Here is an 18,370-nt window from a genome sequence, read left to right as displayed (position 1 = left end):
CATTTTCGCTTCTGTGATGAGGAAGATAGCGGGCTATCTGACGAAGAACAGGAGCGAAAAGAACCAAAAAATCGCCCAAAGCACACACGAAAACAGATACATCAAGCCATGAAAAACTTTTTGGAGAAATTCAAAACAGCTTCTTATTCTCTTAATGGAAAAGAGGCTTATCTAGCCGTTCCATGGCAAATAAGCCCCTTTCCATATAATTATTCTTGCCCGAACCGCTTGGCTTGCTCAGCTATCAACGCCTCGTCATCGAAATAATTGATTTTCATGGCACGGCGCACCTCATCGAGTGTCTGTGCAGCGGCTTCACGTGCCACCTCACACCCTTTCTTCAGCATGTCGTAAATAGCCGGAATGTCTTTTTCATACGCTTTCCGGCGTTCGCGTATCGGAGCCAGTTCCTCTTGCATGATAGCTGCCAGGAACTTCTTCACTTTCACATCGCCCAGACCGCCACGTGTATAATGCGCTTTCAATTCATCGAGGTTGGCATAATCGGGCAGGTAACGGCCGAAATGTTCCGGACGGCAGAAAGCGTCCAAGTAAGTAAATACGGTATTGCCTTCCAGTTTACCCGGATCGCTCACCTTGATATGGGTAGGGTCGGTGTACATGCTTCTCACTTTCTTTTCTACCTCATCCGCCGAATCGGACAGATAGATGCAGTTGCCCAACGACTTGCTCATCTTTGCCTTCCCGTCCGTTCCCGGCAAGCGCAGGCAAGCGGCATTGTCGGGAAGCAGGATTTCGGGTTCTACCAGCGTCTCGCCATAGATGTAATTGAAGCGGCGCACAATCTCACGTGCCTGTTCCAACATCGGTTCCTGGTCTTCGCCTACAGGCACTGTCGTTGCCTTGAAGGCAGTGATATCTGCCGCCTGGCTGATGGGATAGGTAAAGAAGCCCACGGGGATGCTGGTCTCGAAATTGCGCATCTGGATTTCGGTCTTCACCGTGGGGTTGCGTTGCAGGCGCGACACCGTAACCAAGTCCATATAATAAAAGGTAAGCTCGCACAATTCCGGTATCTGCGACTGGATGAAAATGGTCGACTTCGAAGGATCCAAGCCCACAGCCAGATAATCGAGAGCCACCTCAATCACGTTCTGACGCACCTTCTCAGGATTGTCAATGTTATCGGTCAGTGCCTGTCCGTCGGCTTCAAATACAAAGATTTTCTTGTAAAGCCCTGAGTTCTGAAGTTCTACACGACGACGCAAAGAGCCAACATAATGTCCGATATGTAATTTACCGGTAGGACGGTCACCGGTTAAAATAATCTTTTCTTTTTCCATATTGCAATTTCTTATTAAATTATTGGGACAAAGATAATCAAAACCTTTGTTTTCTTCAAAAATAAATTGTTCCTTTGCAAAAAGAGTCCATCCAATTAATAATGAACAATGAATAATTAACAACGGTAGCAGACTACAACCCTCGTTATTCATTATTCACTATTAATTATTAACTCAACATAAATCTACATAATGCCATGAAAAATGAATTGAAAAAAGTCCTGGTCCTCGGGTCAGGCGCATTGAAAATCGGACAAGCAGGAGAGTTTGACTATTCAGGTTCGCAAGCCTTGAAAGCCTTACGCGAAGAGGGCATCCGCTCGGTACTGATTAACCCGAACATCGCTACGATACAAACCTCGGAAGGCATTGCCGACCAAGTATATTTCTTGCCGGTCACTCCGTATTTCGTAACCGAAATCATCAAGAAAGAACGGCCCGACGGCATCCTGCTGGCTTTCGGAGGACAAACCGCCCTGAATTGCGGTACTGAATTGTATACCAACGGAACATTAAAAGAATATGGCGTAGAAGTGCTGGGCACCTCGGTAGATGCCATCATGTACACCGAAGACCGTGATCTTTTCGTTAAGAAACTGAATGAAATTTCGCTAAAGACCCCTATCAGCCAAGCTGTAGAAAACACGAAAGATGCCATCGAAGCCGCACGCCGCATCGGTTATCCGGTAATGATTCGTTCGGCATACGCGCTGGGAGGCTTGGGAAGCGGTATCTGCCCCACGGAAGAAGCTTTCATCGAACTGGCTGAAAGTGCTTTCACATTCTCTCCGCAAATCTTGGTAGAGGAATCGCTGAAAGGCTGGAAAGAAATCGAATTTGAGGTTATCCGCGATGCAAATGACCATTGTTTCACCGTAGCAAGCATGGAGAATTTTGACCCACTGGGCATCCACACCGGCGAATCCATCGTAGTTGCCCCCACTTGTTCGCTCAAAGAAGAACAAGTCACCATGCTACAGGAAATATCCAAGCAATGTGTACGCCATCTGGGCATCGTGGGTGAATGTAACATTCAGTTCGCTTTCCATGCCGAAACCAATGATTACCGCATCATCGAGGTGAACGCACGCCTCAGCCGTTCTTCCGCATTGGCATCGAAAGCCACCGGATATCCGCTCGCTTTCGTAGCTGCAAAAATAGCTTTGGGATACAACCTCGATGAAATTGGTGAAATGGGCACGACCAACTCGGCATACGTAGCTCCCTCGCTGGATTATCTCATCTGCAAAATTCCGCGTTGGGACTTGACCAAGTTTGTGGGCGTATCACGCCGTATTGGTTCGAGTATGAAATCGGTAGGCGAAATCATGTCCATCGGACGTTCGTTCGAAGAAATCATCCAAAAGGGATTGCGTATGGTAGGACAGGGCATGCACGGCTTCGTAGGCAACGACCATACCCGCTTTGATAATCTGGACGATGAACTGGCAAACCCCACCGACCTCCGTATCTTCGCTATCGCACAGGCATTGGAAGAAGGCTATACCATCGAACGTATTTACGACCTGACCAAGATAGACCCATGGTTCATCGAACGCCTGAAAAACATCGTTGATTACAAGCACAAGTTACAGACTTACAACACACTGGAAGAACTTCCTGCTGATGTATTGCGTGAGGCAAAACGCCTGGGATTCTCCGATTTCCAAATTGCCCGTTTCGTATTGAAGCCTGCAAACGGAACCATGGAAAAAGAAAATCTTATGGTACGCGACTATCGCAAACAACTGGGTATCCTTCCTGCAGTAAAACGTATCAACACCGTGGCTTCGGAACATCCTGAACTGACTAATTATCTCTATATGACATATGGCACCGAAGGCTATGACATCAATTATTATAAGAACGAAAAATCGGTCATTGTGCTTGGCTCAGGTGCCTATCGCATCGGTTCGTCGGTAGAGTTCGACTGGTGCTCGGTGAACGCCATCCAGACTGCACGCAAACTGGGATACAAATCAATCATGATTAACTATAATCCAGAAACCGTATCGACCGATTATGATATGTGCGACCGCCTGTACTTCGACGAATTATCATTCGAGCGTGTGCTGGATGTCATCGATCTGGAACAGCCCCGCGGTGTCATCGTGTCGGTAGGCGGACAAATCCCGAACAACCTTGCCATGAAGCTTTACCGCCAGTCGGTACCCATCCTCGGTACTTCACCCATCTCCATCGACCGTGCCGAAAACCGCAACAAGTTCTCAGCGATGCTCGACCAGCTAGGTATCGACCAGCCCGCCTGGCAGGAACTGACCAGCCTGGAAGACGTAGAGAAATTCGTGGAAAAAGTAGGCTATCCTGTTCTGGTGCGCCCATCGTACGTATTAAGCGGTGCTGCAATGAACGTATGCTACGATGAAGAAGAATTGAAGCGTTACCTCCAAATGGCAAGTGAGGTTTCAAAGCAATACCCTGTAGTGGTATCCCAATTCATGCAGGAAACCAAGGAAATCGAATTCGATGCCGTGGCACAAAACGGCGAAATTGTAGAATATGCCATCTCTGAGCACATCGAATATGCCGGTGTACACTCGGGTGATGCCACTTTGGTCTTCCCCGCACAGCAGATATACTTCTCGACAGCTCGCCAAATCAAGAAAATCAGCCGGCGCATCGCACAAGAGCTGAATATCTCCGGTCCGTTCAATATCCAGTATCTGGCACGCAAAAACGAAGTAAAGGTTATCGAATGTAACTTGCGTGCTTCACGCAGCTTCCCCTTCGTATCGAAAGTATTGAAACGCAACTTCATCGAAACAGCCACACGCATCATGCTCGATGCCCCCTACACCCGTCCCGACAAGTCGGCATTCGACATCGACTGGATAGGCGTAAAAGCTTCCCAGTTCTCGTTTGCGCGTCTGCAGAATGCCGACCCGGTATTAGGAGTAGACATGTCATCTACCGGAGAAGTAGGCTGCCTGGGTGATGATTTCGACGAAGCCCTGCTGAATGCAATGATAGCCACCGGATACAAGATACCGAAAAAATCCATCCTGCTTTCTTCGGGTGCCACAAAATCAAAAGTCGACCTGTTGGATGCCAGCCACGAACTGAGCAAGAACGGCTACCACATCTATGCCACAGCTGGTACAGCCACGTTCCTCAATTCACACGGCATTCCTACCACTCCGGTATTCTGGCCCGATGAACGTCCACATGCCGAAAACAACGTAATGAAGATGATTGCCGGTCATAAGTTTGACCTGATTGTAAACATTCCGAAAAATCACACCAAACGTGAACTGACCAACGGATACCGTATCCGCCGGGGTGCCATCGACCATAACATCCCGCTTATTACCAATGCCCGCCTGGCAAAAGCCTTTATCGAAGCTTTCTGTCAGATGAAGCAGGAAGACATCAAGATAAAGAGTTGGCAAGAATACAAATAATAAATAAATGAAGAATGAGGAATGAAGAATCAGTGGATGTTTACTTACGTATTCTTAATTCTTCATTCTTCATTCTTAATTCTTAATTCTTCATTTTTCATTCTTCATTCTTCATTCTTCATTCTTCATTAAAATAAAATATGCTACTATTCATTTCGTGTGCCAAAACCATGACCGAACGTCACCCCCGGGTCACCTTACCTTTTACCACCTTACCCTACTTCGAAAACGAAGCCCGGGCAAACGCTATGGAAATGAATCAATTCAGTGCCAATGATTTAGGCAAACTGCTCCATATCAATACCAAGCTGGCTGCCGAGAACTACCTGCGCTATCAGAACTTCTTTTCACCCGACACACCTTCACTCCCCGCCTTGCTGGCATATACAGGTATGGTATTCAAGCACATTAATGGCTCATCATTTACGCTCGATGATTTCACTTATGCACAAGAGCATCTGCTTATCACTTCCTTTTTGTACGGTTTGTTGCGTCCGCTCGACCTGATTCATTCCTACCGTCTCGAAGGCAACGTATGCCTGCCTAAACACGATTGCACAATGTTTGATTACTGGAAACCCATACTGACCAGCTGGTTTATCGAAGCCATCCGTAAGCAGGGAGGCATACTTGTCAATCTTGCCAGTGCAGAAATGAAAGACCTGTTTCATTGGGAACGCATCACCGAAGCCGTGCACGTCATTACCCCTGATTTTTTGGTACAAAAAGAGGGAAAACTCAAAAGCATTACCGTCTACGCCAAAATGTGTCGCGGAGAAATGACCCGCTTTCTCTTAAAAAATCGGATAGAAGCCCCCGAACAAATCAAGACATTCAAATGGGAAGGATTTACCTACCGCCCTGAAGCCAGTACTCCCAACCATCCGGTCTTTGTGCTAGAATAATTGTCGAGGACACGGTCTGTACTGATATCAGAAAGAGAATATAATCTGGTAAAAGTCCGCAACCGGCCTATAAAGACCGGTCAATTACGGACAGATTATTCAGTTATATTGAGCGATTGTTTATACATAAGGATTATAAGTTTCTTCCGTCGTATCTTCGGCAACATTAGCATCAACAGTTACACCGATAGAAACCGTGATTTCTTCATTCGTTTGTTTATGGACATCCAATGTATAAGAATGCTGAGGCTGAATGGCAAACGACTGGGAAAGCGTATAATCACCGATTGTCAAGGTATATTGGATTGTCCGGCTTCCCGCTACATTGAAATACGCTGTATTTTCTTCTGTCGAAGCATTGAATGTCAGACGTCTGCCGATATCATCACTTGCTTGTATTGTAAGTTGGTAAGCAGAAAACGCTATTTCGTCATCCGTCTGAACAGAAACAGCTGCATTGGCTATGGCGCAAGGCAACTCTACCCGCATAGCCCGGTCTTTTGTTACAGAAAACAAGTCGGATGTGCCATAATAACGGACGCAGCCCCAACCACCGTTCGCGCTTTCCGCTTCAGTTTCCGAACAGCTTTCGGCGTATGCCTGATAACCGCTGCCAACTTTTACCAATACTCCGTCTTGCATTTCGCTATACGGTTGAGGTTTCACCACCGTGTTATTCCCTTGCTTTACCGATACTTGAAACGCATCCTTATCATACGAAGTATCAATAGCACGGGTATCTCCGGCATTAAGCGCAAAGTTTATCCTACCGTATGCTTCTTCATCTTGTGCCAGATTTTCTTCCGAACAAGAACCAAGTAATGCAAACAATGCAAAAGCGACTCCTATCTTTGAAATTATCTTATTCATAGTCGTAATTCAATTTAACGTTATCTATTTTCAGCACACTACCGACAAATGTATCCAACGACCAAGGATTAGCCCCGTAACTGCCTTCAATATGCTGCACATCATCTACCGTATTCTTTTCACCCGATTTAAAGACAACATAGATATAACCGGCTTTTGCTGATGGATTGTCATAGACAAAATCCAATGTCTTTGTCACATAAGCATCTTGAGCTTTACCCGACTTATAGTCATCGATATGTGCTATCTGATTTCCGGCTGTATCATACAAATAAGCGGAAACAACAAAATTATCATTATTGTAAGGTGCATACTTGTAATCGAAAGAAAGCGACAACGGACGTGCTTCTTGCGCAATTTTATATGAATTAGGATTTGGCTCATCCGTTGTCATTATATCTTCTTTTCCTGTATATAAATAGCCTATATATACAGTAGCATCATTCAAAACATTTTCCGCCATACTTGATCGATTCCAAAGCTCCCACCAGTTTGCGGCACCACTATTTATTGCAAAATTAGCTAATGCGATTGTCCGGATTTCAGCCGCCTGAGAAGACTTAGCATCATCAGTCGGTATAGTACTAGAGTTCCAACGGTAAGCTGTTCTTTGATTACTTGTTCCGCCAGAATTTCCATCTTTTACTCCATCCATTGTCAGTGTATTTCTTGTCCCCCAACATCTGTCCGAAGAAGAATTTCCCACATAATAACGATAAATTGTCTCCATACCATAGGTAGTATATTCGTCATTAGCCCACTGATCCATATCCCCATTCTCCAACTGCTGTGCATTCTCCGTAGTAACCGACTGAGTATTAAAACTTACCACCGCACCGAAACGGGAACGGAGTGTATAGGTCGTATTAGGCTGCAAATTCTTAATTACCCACTTCCCTTTATTGCTATCATATTCAGCAGGAAGCCAGGTAGAGCCATTATCTGCGGAAGCCTCGTACACAATGTTTTCCATTACTTTGTCTGCCATTTCGGAATGCGAAGTCATATTCTCGGCAGTCATTGGAGTGATGTAGATAAACTTGCTCCACGCATTCGTTTCGCTCTGTTCCGGAAGCGTAAAGCTGGGCAAATCGGCATCACACGATATGATGTAACGGGTTCCGGGATTAAGATCCGTCAAATCCCATGTATGCTCAACCTCTTCTCCTAATTTATTTTCGCCGGACAGATGCAAATAATATTCTTCCCCTGCCGGAACAAATACATCCTGTTCATTTTCTACAGTCGTAAAAACACCTCCATCACCGGTCACATTCAGATTATACTCCGAATATTGTGCCAACAATTCATCAGACATTACCGGTCGGATAATCGCACTCTGTAAAGAAGCCTCAACTGTAACCGATGTAGCAGTATTTTCTGTGATTTCCACACTCTTTGCTTCCCCATAAAAATAAGGAGTATCGGTAGAAATCACATCTTCGCCATAAGCAGCTTCTACAGTATAAGTTCCTACAGGCAGGATACAGGATACAGCTCCCTGCTCCAAAGTCTGATTAAAAGAACCGTCCTCACTTTTTACGGTAATGGAAAACTCCGTACCGGCAGGCAATATGCTTGCATCCAGCGTAGCCCGCGACTGCATATCGCCTACCTGGGCAGACACCTCCACATTTCCTAAGACCAGCTTACCCATCTTAGCATTATCTCCCGTGACAATTTCTTCTTGGGTGCAAGCAAACAAAAGCACCGTCAAAGTCAAAAATAAAACTCTTGCTATTTTCAGCATCACTTTCTCCTTTTTATAGTTAGTCACATTATTCATAACTCAATTCCAATTCATCTATCCAGAGGGTACTGCCTTCGCCTACCTGACCTACGACTTTCATCCCATCAAAGTCGCCTCCATATCTACTGGATGTAGCAACAATCGCCAACTTGGCAGGTTTAGCCGTCCGATTGCTATATTCAATGTCTACTTCAAACTTTGTATATTGCGTGACGCTTTCACTACTATAAAACTCGCCATAGGCTATTTGATTTCCAGCCGAATCCCATAGTATCAAATAAACATGGCATTGGTCTATCGTCAGGTTGCCCGGTATACTCGTACCCGAAGTGGGATAATTGATAGGCATCGGTGTATATTTATAATACCCACTCAGTTTCGTCATGCGTGCACCGGTATAAGGCTGACCAAAAGAAACGCTTGTAGAAGGTGCGGTCAATTGGGTTTGATATGTACCGATAAACAAATTACCGGCCGCCACTCCCACCAAAGCCACCGATATAGTCTGCATCTTAGCAGCTTTGCCACGATAGGCATCACTGCCTTCTACCGGAACCGTATTCGGGTCTTTATACGAAGTCACACCTTCATTTCCGGTTGCCCAGTAAGCCTGCGGGTCATCCAAGTTATTAGCAACCGGATTGGGATACCATGCCTTACCGCTTGCTCCTCCTTGTGTCCATGTGTCCAAATTCAAGTTTGGAATGGTCGTAATGGTTTCCGTCTGAAACAAAAGAGACTCGCTATCGCTTCCACCTGCCGTAGCTTTCATCTCATAGTTTGTTCCATCCTCCAATCCCGTTACGGTAGCCGAGAAAGCCGTATTGCCTTGCATGGTAATTTGCGATGCAGGCACTTCGGTCCATGCATCCGTACCTTGTACCCGATATTGCAACGTGGGGGTAAGTCCAGAACGCACACTTCCGCTCAATTCCACTTTAGTAGCCCATGCATTGTAACTGGTAATGGCAGCAGCCGTTGATGACTTTTGCACATCTACTGTCCAGTCGCATACATATTTGCCATTACGGTATGCCTGAAACGTACGGGGACGGGTAAAGTCGGTCACTCGGTCTATCGAAGGCACAAGGGTGGTTTTCGTTCCCTCCAAGTCCAGTTTTGTAAAACGGATGTTGCTATAATCAGCCTCATCAGTCACATAGACAATCACAATATGGTTTTGGAAGTCAAATTGCGGCTCTACCCCCGCCTGATTATCCACCACAATTTCGCGGACAATGTTTTGCGTGACATTGATTGTCCATTGATAATCCTGATACGTCCGCAACAGGAAATGGGCAGGATTGGTAAAGTCTACAGCCGTGTTGGCATTGCCCGGCAATTCATCCAGCGAAGAAAAACTGAACGTAGGGAAACCGTTTACACGGATGCAAGCCGCAGAATCTGGATAAATCGTTGCATCTTTATTCACTACCAAACGGGTAATAGGCAGGCTATCCAAAAATACATCCTCGCCCACCGTTATATTCACCACACGGTTTGTCCGGTCTATTTCTGCATCCCCTTCCATATCCTCTACCTGTATATCCTCGATATAACCTTCGATATATGGGTAGGGAATATCATTTTCTATACACGAAACAAATAATCCCGACAACAATAGCGCAACAACCGTTCTCACTGGTTTCAATCTCATAAAACTACACTTAAAAATATGTACAAACACCTATATTGATAGAAAATATATTCACCTTAAAGTTCGCCGAACTCTTGCGGTACGAACTGTGTTCCACCTGATTCGTCACCTGTTCCGCCCATTTAAAGTCAAGACCAATCAAATTAATCGAGACTTCCACCGCTACATTGTTCATTACAAAAGCAGTTAGTCCCGGCACAGAACCTATCTGCAAATGGTGCGAAGTCTGGTAAGTACCTGTCTGGTCATTGCCGGTACCAGACAATGTCTTGCCCTGACCATATCCGTACGTAAGGCGTACTTCATTGAAGAAACCGAATATCTTGCTATTACCCAATCCCATATAGGTGCGCAAGAATCCGGAAGCTGTATACTGATGCTCCAAGTATTTATAATCGGAAATATTGAAATTGAGATCATCGCCTAAATCAATATCAATGTTGCCAATGTCAGCATACGTCCGATTGTAATTAAAACGTGCACCTACCGCAATGTTGTCTTTAATAAAATACCCGACGTATGGACTGACCTTAAAAGTGTAACCTTCGCCTCCCATATCATCCAATACCAAAAACTTGTAATCGTCTCCCGTCAATTCCATATACGAGAACGAAACACCTCCCATCCATGTCCCTTTCGGTACAAACAGGGTTTGCTTTATTTCACGGTCAAAGCCTTTCCGTGCATGAAGGGCATTCATGCACGAAAAAGCTAAGAATAAAAGTACTATATATTTCTTCATTCAAAATATTAATAGTATGATAATTCAAAATCGTCTACCCAAAGGGTACTGCCAACAGCTAACTGTCCTACAACACTCGTACCACTAAATTCTCCACCATAACGACTGGATGTAGCCACAATGGTTATCTTATCCGGACGTTTCGTCTTATCAGTATATTCAATAGGCAATTCGAATTTTGTATATTCAGAAACTGTCTTATTATCCACAAAATGCGCTTCTGCTATTTTGGTATCACCAGACCAAAGCATAACATAAATATCACACTCATCAGAAGACAAAGTACGATCAGAAGGTACCGTTGCTCCACTTCGCATTGTTTCCCCTGGTGTATATTTATAATAACCAGATAATTTCGTAGGACGTGCCCCCGTATAAGAACGACCAAATGTTACACTGCTTGCAGGATCAGTCATACTTGTAGAATAGTTTCCTATAAAAATATTGCCTGCAGCATATCCCACAAGAGAAACATCTACGGTTGACAACTTTGCAGCCTTTCCTTCAAAAGCATCACTACCTTCTACAGGAATACTATTAGAACTTTTTATAGTAACAACCCCTTCATTACCAGTTGCCCAATAACTATTACTTTGATCTGAGTTTGGATACCAGCAATCACGTTTTGTAAAAAGACCTTTTTCTACAGAAGTCCATACATTGAAATCCAAATTAGGAATTTCCTCATACGATTCAGTCTTAAATGAAGTAGTTTCACCTACTTTTCCACCGCATTCGATGTAGTATTCATATTCTGTACCAAAATCCAATGGAGCAACCTTAGCCGTATAATTGTTGGTTTCACCTTCTTTGGTTGCAGCAATGGTACTCCATTCGGTAGCGTCTTCCTTCTTATAATAGAATTGTACCGGAGCGGTTGCATCAGTCAAATTGCATTGACCAGACAAATAAGCGAATTGCCCCCATACCTTAGACACATCCGATGAGATGTTGGTTGTAACCATGTCCGTGCTTTCTATTTGGGTCGGAACTTTCAATGTCACTTCATACTGATGAATAGTTGGGTCGAATACAATGTCGATGCCCTGTGAACCAGAAGCAAAATCCAAGTTTACATTGTAACGAATAGCAGCTTCAGCCTTAGCTGTAATTTGCTGGGTAAATACCTTATCGTTTTCAAACACGATCTTAACAGATAATGCCTGACCTGCTTTTACGTATGCCGAACGTGTTTCCGTAACAGAAAAGGGAATACTTAAATTCGACTCGCCTTCAATGGTACAGGTAAATGTCTTGAAAGCATTCTTAAAGTTGTCCAAATAGTTTACTTTAACCAGACTCTGTGCTAAGGTACAAGCTACATCCACTACTTTCGCTTGATTGGCAACAATGGATACATTTTCTGTTACCCCTTCGTAGTAAGGTTCGGCATCAAATCCTTGAGCTTCCTTATCCTTATCAAAAGAATAAGCTTTCACGGTATAAACGCCTACCGGCAACACAACTCCCTCGGAAGAAGAGTTTAAATCGTTCCAATCATCAACATGCTTTGCCACTTCACCGTCTTCATTCAAAATGTCTACAGCTATATCTTCCGTATCCGTCACATCAGCACGGCTATCTACTGTTTTATTCACTTCTACTGAAGAAAGCTGCAAATAACCATATCCGCTTACGCTTTCATCCAATTCAGATTGGCAGGAAGACAAAAGACCTGCCGCAAGCATTATGCCTGCCAGTATTATCTTATTTGTTTTCATAAATTTATTCTGTTACAACAACCGTTAAAGCATCTGACGTTGTATCCTGACCGTCTGATATTGTTAAATTGAAAGTATGAGTTCCTACAAGTCCTTGTTCCACTAACAACCCTACTAATGAAGTTACAACAAATGTGTATTCCTTTAAAGTTCCACTATGCAAAGAATTATAGGCTTCTTCATCCAATAACAAACCAATTAATTCTTTTTTTGCATCGCGTCCTTCCAAATTACACAAATCAAACGGAGTATCCAAATCCATATTTGCTAAAAGAACATCTGTAAATGTCGAATTTGTACTACTAATAGATACGACTAATGATTTAATACCTGCATTCTCATCTTTCAACGAAGTGGACATTTCAACTTGAATCGATGGCAAAGAAGCACTACCTGACAACAAATCAGAAATATCCAAGTTGAAAGTTTGTGGCACACCACTTACTGCAAGTGTAGATTCTCCGCTTGGCGGCTCATCATTCGGATTGCCAGGTAATGCTGGTCCATTGTAAATAATGTCTTCAAACGGAATCTCTACAGTCGTTCCATCTGTAGTAAAGGTAAGGTTGGCAGATATTTCAATAGCACTGATGTGGCTATCTGTTGCCTTTGCCTCTGTCAAGTTAATTAAGAATGAATCACCGCCTGCCAAATTAGCCGATTGTCCTTCTGCATCCGCCGGCTTCTGAATGGTATAAACCATATCTATCGGCGTATTTCCTTCTTGGGTTGTAGCTTTTACAGATACGGTCAAGCTATTCTTATTGACCGGTGTTTTGAAATAATATTTTGTTCCGATATTATTTTTATTGAAAATTTGGCTTGCTCCATCACCATTGTCTACCGTGATCGTATAATCATCTTTGAAAGCATTGATGAACGCATTGGTAGGGTTCAGTTTCACTTCAATCCAAGATAATTTACAAGACAACGTAACATCTGTCGGTGTCTCATTCGTTATACTAAAATTAGCACTTCCTTCAAAATAAGGACGAGTGGAAACGCTTATATTGGAGCAATCATAATTATAAGCCTTTACGTTATATTTACCTACAGGCAAAGGAAGAGAAATCTTGTCTCCTCCGTTTTTCAAATCACTCACCTGTCCTTTTTTCACAACTTCTTGCGTTTCCGTATTAGTCACAACCAATGTGTACTGATTGACATCTTTGTCTACAGCGTCAAAATCGCCTGTCGTTGTACCATCGTCTTCAGCCGTAACATCTTCTTCTGCACGGCTCATAATCACATTATTATAAATGGAGAAAAGCTCCACTTCCAAAGACCCTAATTGTTCGGTCTGTTCTTCATGCCCCAACAATTCGTCTTTCATCTCGCAAGACGAAAAGCCCAACAACAGGCTTAGGCACAAAAAGATAACATATTTATTTTTATTCTGTTTCATAATTGTCTCGTTTAAAATTATTCGGTTGCCGTAGTTGAAAGGTATTCTGCGGGAATAGTTATATTGACATCTTCATCTGTCACCCCGTTATCAACGGTAATGTTCAGTCCAACCAATCCTCCATCAACACCATTTTTTGCAGGAGTAATGGTAACCGTATAAGCGTAAGCCGGTTTTATATATACCGTTTTATTAGCCTCAAAACCCTCTACAGTCACAACTTCTCCTTCTTTATTGGTAATAGTAAAAGCCAAATCTACAGCAGTACCATCGCCTTCATTATCATCATTACTGGTTTTCAAGAATAATTCCTTGCCTTCATCAGCGATTGCCATAGAAAAAGCCTCGGTCATATACGAAGTCTTGATACTCACCGCACAATCTTTAAAATAATCAGTAAATTTGTCAGATCCGTCTTCTTTCAAACCTTTGTAAGCCAAAATCAGTTTCGAATTAGCCGGATTTGTACTGATTGTAACCGTTTTCTTATCACCTGCTACGACACTGAATGTCTGACTACCTGTCATATACAATTTATCAAAACCAGCAGGAACATCTTCGCCATAATAAGCTGATAATGTGTAATTAACATCCGCCTCTACTTTGTATTCCAACTCCAAATCGCCATAATCCACATCTTTAAACAGAGGTTCAGACTCTCCTTCTTTAGTTAAAGTCAGCTTATAATTCGCTGCGACTTTTGCATCGTCATAAATTGTCCGGCTATAAGCCACATTGGTAGCTACGTCAAACATGACCATAGCTTCTCCTTGTCCTGCTGCGCCCTGCACCACCTCCTCATCTGAAGAGCAGGATGCAACAGATGCACCCATCATTAACAGCGCACAAAACATTACTACATACTTTTTCATCTTTCTCATGTTAAAATTGTTGTTGTTCTAGTTTTAAGTATTTAAGTTTGAGTTTTCCCAATTGTTCTTTTTTTAGTCTTTTGGCCTTTTCTTCAATAATTACGATGCTCTACTACTTTACTTAATTTTAAGCTTGTTAGCCTTTCATCCGTTTTTGTTTTTTAAGTTTCCGGTAACTCCACCAACGTACATATATTGTATTTTCTTCACCATAACCGGAATATAAACCATAGAGCATCATTCATATTGTCCTTTTCTTAGGATTCGGCAAATACATTCATTCCCGACTCCAAATATACGGAATCCCCGTTTACTCTTTGTATTGTTATTTTTTTTCGTCTGCAAAATTGCAATCTTTCACAAAAACTCACAATATCTATTTTTATTATTTTTGTTCTATTTTTATTATCTGGTATTTTTTTGTCTATTGATCAACTGAACGCAAAGACACAAAACGCTTCACCACCTTGCCTGTACGGAATCGCCGCAATTGACCGAGACTCTGTGTCCTTCGTGACAAACAATCGTCCGGTACAGACATTACGTGTGTCTTAATTGTTAATTTGAAAAAATCTTTTATACCTGATAATGACGGATTTCAAGATTAAAAAGTAACTTTGCCACCAAACACCGATCAATAGCATGGAAACAAACGAAAAAGAATTGCCTAAGATAGACCTGCCCGAAGACTGGGTGATAGGTACCGACATCAACAAAGACCTGCTGAGCCTGTATGCACATTATCCCGTAAGGCTGAAATGTGAAATGTTTGTAATGTGCCTTGCTGGAGAAGTGGAAGCCATGGTCAACCTGAACGAAATACAGGTGCGGCCCAACGATGTCATTACACTGATGCCAGGCACCATCTTCCAGATAAACGAAGTACGAGGTGACCTGAAAATCTATTTTCTAGGATTTTCTTCGGGATTTATCGAACGGAGCGGACAGTCGCGTTCCATGCTGGACGCAATCTTCCTTACGTTAGGGCGGCCAGTTATCCCACTAAAATCCGAAGGAGCACTCATGATGGAAAAATACCTGCAGATGTTGATAGGTATGTACGAACAATTCAACGAAAAAATACGCCAGGAAATAGCTCCCAACCTATATGCTGACGTTCATACGGGTATCTCCATCATCTACAAAAGCCGGCATTATGACAAGATTTCCTTGTCGAAAAGCGAACTGATATGCCGCAGCTTCATGCAACTGGTCACCCAACACTACAACCAGACGCGCAACGTAAGCTGGTATGCACAAAAACTGGGTATTACGCATGCACATCTGTGCGCCGTAGTAAAACAGATAACGGGCAAGACATGCATTGATGTCATTGCATCGATGGTTATTATGGATGCCAAGTCACAACTGAAATCGACCAACCTCACCATACAGGCAATCTCCGACTCGCTGAACTTTGCCAACATCTCGTTCTTCGGCAAATATTTTAAACGCTATGTGGGTATCAGTCCGCTGGAATACAGGAAACTTTAAGAAATTATCCTCAATGGCAAAGCCTCTACCACACTTGGGAACATCACGTAAAAATGATTTCAGGTATGCCTATGGACAATAATTGCCCAATACGCATGTCCGCAACCAGCCAGTCCAGCTAGGGTTGAAAACGCAGTAGCACTGCATTCGCTGATGAAGATATACTTCAACTGCTGATGAAGATATCTTCAACCGCCGATGAAGTATATATTCAACCGCGCATGCAGTATATATTCATTTTTAAGGAGTATGTATTGGCTGTTGGCAAACATGCATTTTGACAAAAAACAAATCATCCTGAAACCAACAATTTACTTTCCGATTTCAGGATGATTTGTTTTTTGTCAATATCAGATGTATACAGATTTATTCTGTTACAGCTTCATTTTCTATCGTTACATCATCAATATACAATGTACTTCCTACAGCCGCATTATAAGCCGCACCGTCTGCACTTGCCGAGAAGATAACGGCAAACTTGTATGTCTTGCTGGCATCATAGTCCTTTACATATTCCAAATTCAGCTCGAACGGAGTATATTCAGCTACGGTTTCTCCAGAACTGAAAGAAGCCATTGCCACAATCTTATCTGATGTATAGATGGTACTTCCATTCAACGTTTCATCTTCACTTTCCACTTCATACAAAACAGCACTGATGGCGCAAGCATCTTTCTGGTCTGCCTGCAATTCCCCTGCAGCATTATAAAACTCTGCACCCGGAGTGTACTTATAATAACCTGATACTTTCACAGGCTTTTTATCATAAAGAATACCAAATTCAGTCGTTGCCATCGGGTCAGTCATAGCAGCAAATGCATTAAATGTACCCAAGAACATCGATCCGGCAGTCACCTTCGGTATGGTTTGTCCAAAAATATTTCCACCTTGCGTATCAACCGATTCCAGCATAGCAGCTGTACTTCCCGAATGAGCATCCGTGGTCTGACGTACCGGATATTCACCCGTATAAGTAATGCCCCCCAAACTACCTAAGTTCTTTATCAAGGCTACGGCATCGTTACAAGTAGCCCAGCCTTCGGGATTTACCACTTCGGGAGACATAGCACCTTCGGGAGTAGCCCATGTTTCGAAATCGTACTGGATAAGGCTACCCATATTGCAAGAAACAGTATAAGTCTTAGAAGTACCATCTTCGGCTACTACAGTAAATGTAGCCGAGCCACTTGCAAAGCTTACAGCCGAACCGCTTGCCGGAGTTACCGTAGCACCGGCTGAAACTTCAATAGTCGGAACCAAAGCACTTACATCACCATCTTCTTCTGCCTTGAAAGTAATAGTAGCATTTGCCTCATCTATTACCGGTTGAGAAAGTACTGCAGCATTGGCAGCTACTGATGTATCGAATGTGAAAGATGTAATTTGTGCCGCACTGCTTTCGTTACCAGTCAGACGGGTTCCATCGTAAGTAACAGTCACTGCCTGCTTTTGCCCTCCCAGCGTTGCATCAATATCCAAATCTATATGCAGACCGCCATTATTGAAATAACCGGTTGCATTTACATCAGCTGTAAGAATTGTGCTTTCAACTGTAGTCACTCCCGTAAAATCATATCTTTCACCATTAGGAGTCAGCGCACAATTATTCAAATCAATATCCCCTACTTCTATTCCTAAAAACGAAAAATCTGCAATAGAAAGATTTATAGCATTATCACCAGATTCTGCAACACTTATCCGTTGGGCTACAGAAGCCAATTTCTGACCATCTACAGTTACGTCCAAGGTACCTTTATAATTCCCGGCAATTTCTTCACTCACCGGAATCACTACCGGAGTATCTTCGTCATCATCACTACACGAAGTGAAGAAAGGCATCGTGCAAAGCACGGCAAACACATAAAAAAACAAATTCTTTTTCATTTCTTTCTAATTAAAGTTTAGTTAATCAACAAATATCTTATACGAGTTGTTGTAAATCAAGCGCAAAAATGGGACAAATTCCCAATATATACAAGGTCTATTTATATAATCTTTGTCCCATTTTTAAAAGGATATCATAAATAAGCCAAAAATCAGCCTATCAATCGGCACAAATTTCAGATTCGGATAAAAACCTGTTTAGAAACCGTTTTGAATTTCTCTCATAACATAATGTTATAAGTAAGAAGCTGTTTTGAATTTATCGTGCGATGATTTGGGATGAGTTTTTGAGGCATTTTCGCTTCTGTGATGAGGAAGATAGCGGGCTATCTGACGAAGAACAG

Annotated in this window: 13 protein-coding genes; 4 read left to right on the top strand and 9 right to left on the bottom strand. The window is 42.9% G+C overall.

Annotated features, from left to right (window positions below; all coding sequences use genetic code 11):
- The coding region (locus B5F78_RS17315) for a hypothetical protein (RefSeq protein ID WP_162608552.1) at positions 1–267 on the top strand (267 nt) is incomplete at its 5' end.
- Here the strand turns inward: B5F78_RS17315 and trpS are convergent.
- Positions 210–1,304, bottom strand: a complete 1,095-nt coding sequence (trpS, locus tag B5F78_RS12930; protein ID WP_087211582.1) for a tryptophan--tRNA ligase — start codon at positions 1,302–1,304, stop codon at positions 210–212. The genes B5F78_RS17315 and trpS overlap by 58 nt on opposite strands.
- A 197-nt stretch (positions 1,305–1,501) precedes the next feature.
- Here trpS and carB point away from each other — a divergent pair, with 197 nt between their 5' ends.
- Both carB and B5F78_RS12920 read left to right on the top strand, forming a co-directional pair.
- On the top strand, positions 1,502–4,726 hold the full coding sequence (gene carB, locus B5F78_RS12925) for a carbamoyl-phosphate synthase (glutamine-hydrolyzing) large subunit (protein ID WP_087406916.1): 3,225 nt from the start codon (positions 1,502–1,504) through the stop codon (positions 4,724–4,726).
- 140 nt (positions 4,727–4,866) lie between these two features.
- Positions 4,867–5,631: a YaaA family protein gene (locus B5F78_RS12920; RefSeq protein ID WP_087406915.1), complete on the top strand. Its 765-nt coding sequence runs from the start codon at positions 4,867–4,869 to the stop codon at positions 5,629–5,631.
- Between the two features lie 120 nt (positions 5,632–5,751).
- Here the strand turns inward: B5F78_RS12920 and B5F78_RS12915 are convergent, their stop codons facing one another.
- From B5F78_RS12915 to B5F78_RS12885, 7 genes are read right to left on the bottom strand one after another with little or no spacing between them, the layout of a single operon-like run.
- Complete coding sequence (locus tag B5F78_RS12915; protein WP_087406914.1) at positions 5,752–6,501, bottom strand: DUF4493 domain-containing protein; 750 nt, start codon at positions 6,499–6,501, stop codon at positions 5,752–5,754.
- Positions 6,494–8,251 (bottom strand): DUF4493 domain-containing protein, encoded by a 1,758-nt coding sequence (locus B5F78_RS12910; RefSeq protein WP_162608551.1) that lies wholly within the window; start codon positions 8,249–8,251, stop codon positions 6,494–6,496. Before B5F78_RS12910 ends, B5F78_RS12915 begins: the two co-directional genes overlap by 8 nt.
- Before the next feature lie 28 nt (positions 8,252–8,279).
- Positions 8,280–9,908, bottom strand: a complete 1,629-nt coding sequence (locus B5F78_RS12905; protein WP_087406912.1) for a PCMD domain-containing protein — start codon at positions 9,906–9,908, stop codon at positions 8,280–8,282.
- A gap of 10 nt (positions 9,909–9,918) precedes the next feature.
- Positions 9,919–10,650 carry a hypothetical protein gene (locus B5F78_RS12900; protein ID WP_087406911.1) on the bottom strand — a complete coding sequence of 244 codons (732 nt, stop codon included), beginning with the start codon at positions 10,648–10,650 and terminating at the stop codon, positions 9,919–9,921.
- 8 nt (positions 10,651–10,658) lie between these two features.
- Positions 10,659–12,371 (bottom strand): PCMD domain-containing protein, encoded by a 1,713-nt coding sequence (locus tag B5F78_RS12895; protein ID WP_087406910.1) that lies wholly within the window; start codon positions 12,369–12,371, stop codon positions 10,659–10,661.
- 4 nt (positions 12,372–12,375) lie between these two features.
- A complete protein-coding gene (locus tag B5F78_RS12890) occupies positions 12,376–13,776 on the bottom strand; it encodes a DUF4493 domain-containing protein (RefSeq protein WP_087406909.1) in 1,401 nt (466 codons plus the stop codon).
- 17 nt (positions 13,777–13,793) lie between these two features.
- Positions 13,794–14,648, bottom strand: coding sequence for a DUF4493 domain-containing protein (locus tag B5F78_RS12885; protein ID WP_162608550.1), 855 nt, complete (start codon positions 14,646–14,648; stop codon positions 13,794–13,796).
- A gap of 642 nt (positions 14,649–15,290) precedes the next feature.
- Here B5F78_RS12885 and B5F78_RS12880 point away from each other — a divergent pair.
- A complete protein-coding gene (locus B5F78_RS12880; RefSeq protein WP_022038802.1) occupies positions 15,291–16,142 on the top strand; it encodes an AraC family transcriptional regulator in 852 nt (283 codons plus the stop codon).
- A 366-nt stretch (positions 16,143–16,508) separates the two neighbouring features.
- Here the strand turns inward: B5F78_RS12880 and B5F78_RS12875 are convergent, their stop codons facing one another.
- The gene (locus B5F78_RS12875; protein WP_239473468.1) at positions 16,509–18,026 is read right to left on the bottom strand and encodes a PCMD domain-containing protein; all 1,518 of its coding nucleotides are present in this window, start codon (positions 18,024–18,026) and stop codon (positions 16,509–16,511) included.
- Positions 18,027–18,370 lie beyond the last annotated feature (344 nt).

The sequence above is a fragment of the Bacteroides sp. An279 genome, assembly GCF_002159615.1.
In the GTDB taxonomy this organism is placed as follows: domain Bacteria; phylum Bacteroidota; class Bacteroidia; order Bacteroidales; family Bacteroidaceae; genus Phocaeicola; species Phocaeicola intestinalis.
This window is presented reverse-complemented; position numbering and strand designations above follow the sequence as displayed.